This is a genomic window from Stenotrophomonas sp. STEN054 (assembly GCF_056854535.1).
This window is the reverse complement of record NZ_JBXFWG010000092.1, coordinates 1-6,813: the sequence shown is the minus strand read 5'-3', so window position 1 is coordinate 6,813 and position 6,813 is coordinate 1. Positions and strand designations below refer to the sequence as shown.

Sequence of the window (6,813 nt, the reverse complement as noted above, 5' to 3'; positions counted from 1 at the left end):
CCCCTGGTGCTGGGCCCCCTGGGGGGGCGGGGGGCGCCGGTGAAAAATAACTTTTTTGCGCTGTAGTCTGGGGTGGGGGGTCCGCTTTCATCCGCCGGCCCGGCCCCGGCGCTACCGCTCTGCAGCCCGGCCGGTAGCGCCGGGCCATGCCCGGGCGTCACACCCCCGCATCCACCAGGTAATCAATGAAGCTGCGTACCTTCGGTGCAAGATGGTTGCGGCTGGTGTACACGGCGAAGATGCCGATCGTGGGCACTTCCCATTCCGGCAGCACGCGCACCAGGCGGCCATCGGCCAGCGCGTCCTCCAGCAGGAAATCCGGCTGCAGGATCACGCCCATGCCGGCGATGGCTGCTTCGCGCAGCACGTCGCCGTTGTTGGCCTGCAGGATGCTGTCCACCGTCACCCGGGTCTCGCCTCCCGGCCCGTGCAGCGGCCACTGGTTGCCTGAGGCCCAGTAGCTGTAGCCGAGGCAGTCGTGCTGTTCCAGCTCCTGCGGCGTGTGCGGCGTGCCGCGCGCGGCCAGGTAGGACGGTGCCGCGCACAGGGTGATGCGGGCCTGGCCCAGCCGCCGCGCGATCAGCGCCGGGCTCGGTTCGCGGGTGATGCGGATGGCCACGTCGTAGCCCTCTTCGACCATGTCCACCAGCCGGTCGGACAGGGCCAGGTCCAGTTCCACCTGCGGATAGCGCTGGCGGTAGCCGGCCAGCAACGGGCCGAGGCGGGCGATGCCCCAGCTGACCGGGGCATTGATGCGCAGCGTGCCCGAGGGTTCCAGCGCCTGCGCGCCGATGCTGGCTTCCAGTGCGTCGAACTCGGCCAGCAGCCGCACGCACTGCGCGTAGTAGGCCGCGCCCGCGCTGGTCGGGCTGACCCGCCGCGTGGTGCGGTGGAGCAGGCGGGTGGACAGGCGTTTTTCCAGCGCGGCCACCTGCCGGGTCACCCCGGCCGTGGACATGTCCAGCGCCTGCGCGGCGGCACTGAAGCCGTTGCGCTCGACCACCGCGACGAACACACGCATGGCGTCCAGGGTGTCCATTGTTTCGCCTTCTGCAACAAATACGGTCAGATCATCGTATTTATCGGCTCTGTTGGGCGCAATAAGCTGTGCCCACTCCTTCCGAGGTGCCTGCCATGTCTACCACGTCCCGCCCGCTGTCACCGCTCGCCCCCTACGCCGGCACCCTGCTGCGGCTGGCGCTGGGCGGCCTGTTCCTGGCCCATGGCCTGACCAAGCTGCTGGTGTTCACCCCGGCCGGCACCGTGGCCTATTTCCAGTCGCTGGGCCTGCCCGGTGTACTGGGGTATTTCACGATCGTTGCCGAGCTCGGCATCGCCACCGCCCTGCTGCTGGGCGTCTATGCGCGCTGGATCGGCCTGCTCGGCGTGCCGCTGCTGCTGGGCACCATCGTCACCGTGCACGGCGCCAATGGTTTCAGCTTCGCCAACAGTGGCGGCGGTTGGGAATACCCGGCGTTCTGGGCCGTGGCCCTGGTGGTGTTGTTCCTGCTGGGCGATGGCCGCTGGACGCTGCGTTCGCGCTGATCGCCCGCTGAAAGAATTCCTGGAGGTTGCCATGTCCCGCCTGCCTTCGCTGTACATCTCCCATGGTTCGCCGATGACCGCCCTGCATCCGGGCCAGGTCGGCGTGCGCCTGGCCGAGCTGGCCCGCGACGTGCCGACGCCGCGCGCGATCGTCATCGCCTCGGCGCACTGGCTCGCCCGCCAGCCGCTGGTCGGCACGCACCCGCAGCCGCCGACCATCCATGATTTCGGCGGTTTCCCGCGCGAGCTGTTCGAGCTGCAGTATCCGGCCCCGGGCGACCCGGCGCTGGCCGAAGAAGTCGCCGGCCGCATCGCCGCCGCCGGCCTGCCGGTGGCCATCGACCCGCAGCGTGGCCTCGACCACGGTGCCTGGGTGCCGCTGCGCATGCTGCGCCCGCAGGCCGACATCCCGGTGGTGCCGGTGTCGATCCAGCCGATGTTGGGCCCGCAGCACCAGTACGCGCTGGGCCGCGCGCTGGCGCCGCTGCGCGAGCAGGGCGTGCTGCTGATCGGTTCGGGCAGCATCACCCACAACCTGCACGACTGGCGCGATTACCAGGACGGCAAGGAAGCGCCGTACGTGCGCCCCTTCATCAAATGGGTGGAGCAGCGCCTGGCCGCCAACGACCGCGACGCGCTGTTCGACTACCGCCGCCAGGCACCGTTTGCCGAGCGCGCGCATCCCACCGATGAGCACCTGCTGCCGCTGTACTTCGCGATGGGCGCGGCGGGCGAGGGCGGCTTCGGTGCGCAGCGCATCGATGCGGGCATCGACGCTGGCATGCTGGCGATGGATATCTACCGCTTCGATGGCAGCGCTGCGGCGGTGGCCGCATGAGCGCGGAGCTGCCGATGCTGGAACGGCCGGCGCAGGGCACCGCGCAGGGCCTGGTGGTGCTGCTGCACGGCGTGGGCAGCAACGAGCAGTCGCTGGCCGGCCTGGCCCAGGCGCTCGACCCCCGCCTGCACGTGCTGCTGCCGCGCGGGCCGCTGGTGTTCGGGCCGCAGGCGTTCGGCTGGTTCACCGTGCGCTTCGGCGCGCAGGGGCCGGTGATCGATCCGGCGCAGGCCGAACAGTCGCGCCTGCTGCTGGGCGAGTGGCTGGCCGCGCAGCAGCAGCGGCTGGGCGTGGACGCGCGGCAGACCGTGCTGGCCGGCTTCAGCCAAGGCGGCATCATGAGTGCCAGCGTCGCCCTGACCCAGGCGCAGCGGGTGAAGTCGTTCGGCGTGCTGTGCGGGCGCATCCTGCCGGAGATCGCCCCGCACGTGCCGGTCGACATCGCCGATGCCGGGCTGGACGGGCTGCTGGTGCACGGCCATGCCGACGAAAAGCTGCCGTACACACTGGCCGAATCTGCCGCCGCGCGCCTGCAGGCGCTGGGCGTGGCCCACCAGCTGCGTGGCTACCCGGTTGGCCACACGCTGTCGGCGGACATGCAGCGGGACATCAGTGGCTGGATCCAGCAGCGTTTGCTGTCGCTGCCCTGACGCGCATTCACACAGCGGGCCGCAGCGACGGCCTGCTGTGTTAACTTTTTTTCCAGTCTCCGGCGCACACCGGTTTTTCCCGGGCCCCACGCGTCGCTTCCTGGAAGAAGCATGCACACCATCGAAGTCGTCCTGGCGATGCTGGTAGCCGTTGTCGCCAGCGGTTACCTGGTTCGCGTCCTGCCATTTTCACTCCCCCTGCCGCTGGTGCAGATCGCGCTGGGCGCGGTCATCGCCGGCGTGTTCAACCGCGGCCACGCGCTGGAACCGGAAGTGTTCTTCCTGCTGTTCCTGCCGCCGCTGCTGTTCCTTGATGGCTGGCGCATTCCCAAACAGGGCCTGTTCCGCGATAAAGGCGCGATCCTCGAACTGGCCTTCGGCCTGGTGGTGTTCACCGTCATCGGCGCCGGCCTGCTGATCCACTGGATGATTCCGGTGATGCCGCTGGCGGTGTGCTTCGCGCTGGCCGCCATTGTCTCGCCCACCGACCCGGTGGCTGTCGGTGCGATCGCCGCCAAGGCACCCATTCCCAAGCGCCTGATGCACATCCTGGAAGGCGAATCGCTGCTCAACGATGCGTCCGGCCTGGTCTGCTTCCGCTTTGCCGTGGCTGCGGTGATGACCGGCAGCTTCTCGCTGGCCACCGCCTCGCTGACCTTCCTGTGGGTGGCCGTGGCCGGCCTGGCGGTGGGCGTGGCGGTCACCCTCGGCGTGTCCACGTTTCAGCGCTGGCTGTGGCGCCGCTTCGGCGAAGAGCCCGGCGCGGCGATGCTGGTCAACCTGCTGATCCCGTTCGCGGCCTACCTGCTGGCCGAAGAAATCCACGCCTCGGGCATCCTCGCCGCGGTCGCCGCCGGCATCGCGATGAGCTACGTCGAGCTGACCGGCCGGGTGTCGGGCAGCATGCGCGTGCAGCGTGCGGGCGTCTGGAACATGCTGCAGTTCAGCTTCAACGGCATCATGTTCGTGCTGCTGGGCGAGCAGCTGCCGGGCATCGTCGAGCGCGCCACCACCACCATGAACGAGACCGGCCACCAGAGCGCCTGGTGGCTGCTGGTGTACGTACTGGTCATCAATGCCGCGCTGATCGCGCTGCGCCTGCTGTGGGTGTGGCTGTCGCTGCGCTGGAACCTGCTGCGCGCGCGCCGCCGTGGCCTGGAGCGGGGTGAGGCCCCGAACTGGCGCATCGTGGTGGCGACCTCGGTGGCCGGCGTGCGCGGCGCCATCACCCTGGCCGGCGTGCTGACCCTGCCGCTGTTCCTGCCTGATGGCAGCGCCTTCCCGGCGCGTGACCTGGTGATCTTCCTGGCCGCGGCGGTCATCCTGTTCTCGCTGGTCGGCGCCAGCGTGGCGCTGCCGCAGCTGCTGAAGGGCCTGCAGCTGCCGGCCGACTCGGGCGAACGCAAGGAAGAGGACCTGGCCCGCAAGCTGTCCTCCAAGGCCGCCCTGGCCGGGGTGGAGCGCATGCGCCAGCAGCTGGTGATGAACCAGAACACCGAGAACGTGCAGCTGTACAACGACGCGGCCTCGCGGGTCAGCCTGCTGTACCAGCGCCATCTGGAGAAGGACAGCGACGGCCCCGACGTGGATCCGGAGAAGGTGAACCGGATGGAGCAGGGCTACCGCCAGCTGCGCAGTGCCGGCCTGAACGCCGAGCGCGAGGAGCTGTTCCGCCTGACCCGGCGCGGGGTGATCTCCGACGAGATCTCGCGGCGCCTGATCCGCAACCTGGACCTGCTGGAATCGCGCAAGCGCGATTGACCCTGAAATGTAGAGTCGAGCATGGCTCGACTCTACAGAAGGCGGTCATTCCGGCTTCTGGTCCAGGAAGTAAGCCTCGACCTTGCCATTGACCTTCATGGTCATCGGGTTGCCGCGGCGGTCACGGGCCTTGCCGGCCTGGACGCGGATCCAGCCTTCGCTGATCGAGTATTCCTCGACGTTGTCGCGCTCGATGTCGTTGAAACGCACGCCAACGCCGCGCTCCAGCGCCTTGGCATCATGGAAGGGGCTGGCCGGGTTGATCGCCAGGTGGTCGGGAGGGGTATCGCTCATCGCTTCATTCACAGTGACGGCCACCAAGGCCGGCTTCAGCGGCACAGGATAAACCGTAGAATGCCGGCCTGCCCCAAGGAGTGCCCGCCATGCCCGACAACAGCGATTATTTCGACTTCGAAGAAGACGCCCACGATTTCGACGAAGACGACTTCGAGGCGCGGGTCTGGAACCTGCTGGTGCTGATCAATCCGGGCGACGAGGAGCTGGCGCTGCAGCAGTTCAACCGCTGGCGCGAGCACCTGGCCGAGGACGGGCAGCCGCTGGAAGCGGACAGCGACTGGGTGCCGGCGCTGTTCACGGCCATCGCCTGGCAGTCGGGCTTCGAGGTGGAGCGTGATGACCTGGAATCGCTGCAGTCGGCGGTGAACGAGCTGTCGGCGCGCTTCAACCTGCAGCTGGACTGGGGCGGCGACCTGGATGACGAGGATTTCGCTGCCGACCTGGACGGCGTGCAGCTGATGTCCACCGCGTTCGACCGCCTGCGCGAGCACAACTACACGCTGTGGAGCGTGGATGCGGGCAGCGATGGCTTCACCGGCTGGATGGCGCTGACGCGCGACGACGACGCGCTGCTGGCGCTGTGCTCGCTGCTGAACCTGGAAGTACGGCTGGGCAGCGACCCGTTCTGATCGGTAGCGCCGGGCCTGAACCCCATCCACGCATGGCGTGGATCTACTGCATGCACCCGGCGGTACCCGTACCGGCCTACGGCCGGTACTGCGCCCGTGCGTTGGCGATCACGGCCTTCACCAGCTCGCGGTCGGTATGCCGGGAAATGGCGCGTGCGCCGAGGGCGATCGCCTGCGTGCGCAGGTCCGCGTTGACATCGTAGTGTGCGCCGCTGGCCTTGTTCTGGAAGGCCCGCAGCGGAATGCCGAGCTGCGCCGCCATCGCGTGCAGCTCGGCCAGGGTGTCGGCCATCAGGTGCGCCCAGCGCTGTCCGCGCCAGGGATGCACCGCGTCATCGACGTAGACCGTCACCGCCGCGGCCGGTTCAGGCCTGCGGCTTGCCGTCGGTGTCGGCGGCGTCGGCCGGAGCGGCCTCGGCGTCGGCAGCGGCTTCAACCACTTCGCCTTCAGCGGCGTCTTCGCCTTCTTCGGCCTGCTCGGTTTCGAACTCGGCCACCAGCTTGTCCAGGTACTCGTCAGCGGTCTGGCCGGCTTCGGCAGCCAGGGTGTCCAGCAGCTTCTGCATCAGCTCGGAATATTCCAGGTTGACCGTGCGGCCTTCCTTTTCCTGCACGTTGGACAGGTGCTTGAGCATGGCCAGCATCGGCACCGGGTTGTCGGCGTTGCCCATGGTCTGGCCACCGATGGCCAGCAGCCACTCGCGGCCCTGCAGGCCGATGGCCGCCACGGCCTGGCCGTCTTCATTGGTCAGCACGGCGTGGTTCTGCACCTGCTGCTGGGCATTCAGGCGCAGGAACGGACGCTTGGCCTGCTGCTTCTTGCGCTTGTCGCGCTTGGCCTTGGAGTTCTGGGACATGGGGTGGGGTCACCTTGGAAAGGAAAGACCGCCATTGTACTGGGTGCCGCGCTGCGCGTTCGCCGGGCATGGCCCGGCGCTACCGGACTGTAACGCCCCGCGCGCGCCGGGCATGGCCCGGCGCTACCGGAACGTAACGCCCCGCGCTCGCCGGGCGACGCCCCGGCCGCCCGGCACCCCGCGGCCCCCCGGGGCGGGGCCGGGCCTGCCGCGCGCGCGCCCGCGGGCGGGCCGAC

Annotated in this window: 9 protein-coding genes; 5 read left to right on the top strand and 4 right to left on the bottom strand. The window is 69.1% G+C overall.

Going from position 1 to position 6,813, the window contains the following annotated elements; all coding sequences use genetic code 11:
* Positions 1 to 157 precede the first annotated feature (157 nt).
* A complete protein-coding gene (locus AC1VXD_RS19505; RefSeq protein ID WP_482993433.1) occupies positions 158 to 1,039 on the bottom strand; it encodes a LysR family transcriptional regulator in 882 nt (293 codons plus the stop codon).
* 95 nt (positions 1,040 to 1,134) lie between these two features.
* On the opposite strand from AC1VXD_RS19505, the gene AC1VXD_RS19500 reads away from it, so the two are divergent.
* From AC1VXD_RS19500 to AC1VXD_RS19485, 4 genes are all read left to right on the top strand, one after another.
* On the top strand, positions 1,135 to 1,545 hold the full coding sequence (locus AC1VXD_RS19500; RefSeq protein ID WP_482993432.1) for a DoxX family protein: 411 nt from the start codon (positions 1,135 to 1,137) through the stop codon (positions 1,543 to 1,545).
* Between the two features lie 31 nt (positions 1,546 to 1,576).
* Entirely contained in the window at positions 1,577 to 2,383 is an 807-nt protein-coding gene (locus AC1VXD_RS19495) for a dioxygenase family protein (RefSeq protein WP_482993431.1), read from the top strand.
* Positions 2,380 to 3,033, top strand: a complete 654-nt coding sequence (locus tag AC1VXD_RS19490; protein ID WP_482993430.1) for an alpha/beta hydrolase — start codon at positions 2,380 to 2,382, stop codon at positions 3,031 to 3,033. The genes AC1VXD_RS19495 and AC1VXD_RS19490 overlap by 4 nt, the downstream gene beginning before the upstream one ends.
* A gap of 111 nt (positions 3,034 to 3,144) precedes the next feature.
* A complete protein-coding gene (locus tag AC1VXD_RS19485) occupies positions 3,145 to 4,794 on the top strand; it encodes a Na+/H+ antiporter (RefSeq protein ID WP_108767592.1) in 1,650 nt (549 codons plus the stop codon).
* Positions 4,795 to 4,839: 45 nt separating this feature from the next.
* Here the strand turns inward: AC1VXD_RS19485 and AC1VXD_RS19480 are convergent, their stop codons facing one another.
* Entirely contained in the window at positions 4,840 to 5,088 is a 249-nt protein-coding gene (locus AC1VXD_RS19480) for a DUF3297 family protein (protein ID WP_108767593.1), read from the bottom strand.
* Positions 5,089 to 5,177: 89 nt separating this feature from the next.
* Between AC1VXD_RS19480 and AC1VXD_RS19475 the strand changes: the two genes are divergently transcribed.
* The gene (locus AC1VXD_RS19475; RefSeq protein ID WP_108767594.1) at positions 5,178 to 5,720 is read left to right on the top strand and encodes a DUF6630 family protein; all 543 of its coding nucleotides are present in this window, start codon (positions 5,178 to 5,180) and stop codon (positions 5,718 to 5,720) included.
* 76 nt (positions 5,721 to 5,796) lie between these two features.
* On the opposite strand, the gene AC1VXD_RS19470 is transcribed toward AC1VXD_RS19475, so the two are convergent.
* Both AC1VXD_RS19470 and AC1VXD_RS19465 read right to left on the bottom strand, forming a co-directional pair.
* Positions 5,797 to 6,072, bottom strand: coding sequence for a DUF4031 domain-containing protein (locus tag AC1VXD_RS19470; RefSeq protein ID WP_482993429.1), 276 nt, complete (start codon positions 6,070 to 6,072; stop codon positions 5,797 to 5,799).
* A 13-nt stretch (positions 6,073 to 6,085) separates the two neighbouring features.
* On the bottom strand, positions 6,086 to 6,577 hold the full coding sequence (locus tag AC1VXD_RS19465) for a hypothetical protein (protein ID WP_313145539.1): 492 nt from the start codon (positions 6,575 to 6,577) through the stop codon (positions 6,086 to 6,088).
* Positions 6,578 to 6,813: the final 236 nt, after the last annotated feature.

Excerpts from the sequence above, each read along its gene's own strand:
- AC1VXD_RS19505 (WP_482993433.1), bottom strand. The coding sequence starts at position 1,039 with ATGGACACCCTGGACGCCATGCGTGTGTTCGTCGCGGTGGTCGAGCGC.
- AC1VXD_RS19500 (WP_482993432.1), top strand. The coding sequence starts at position 1,135 with ATGTCTACCACGTCCCGCCCGCTGTCACCGCTCGCCCCCTACGCCGGC.
- AC1VXD_RS19495 (WP_482993431.1), top strand. The coding sequence starts at position 1,577 with ATGTCCCGCCTGCCTTCGCTGTACATCTCCCATGGTTCGCCGATGACC.
- AC1VXD_RS19490 (WP_482993430.1), top strand. The coding sequence starts at position 2,380 with ATGAGCGCGGAGCTGCCGATGCTGGAACGGCCGGCGCAGGGCACCGCG.
- AC1VXD_RS19485 (WP_108767592.1), top strand. The coding sequence starts at position 3,145 with ATGCACACCATCGAAGTCGTCCTGGCGATGCTGGTAGCCGTTGTCGCC.
- AC1VXD_RS19480 (WP_108767593.1), bottom strand. The coding sequence starts at position 5,088 with ATGAGCGATACCCCTCCCGACCACCTGGCGATCAACCCGGCCAGCCCC.
- AC1VXD_RS19475 (WP_108767594.1), top strand. The coding sequence starts at position 5,178 with ATGCCCGACAACAGCGATTATTTCGACTTCGAAGAAGACGCCCACGAT.
- AC1VXD_RS19465 (WP_313145539.1), bottom strand. The coding sequence starts at position 6,577 with ATGTCCCAGAACTCCAAGGCCAAGCGCGACAAGCGCAAGAAGCAGCAG.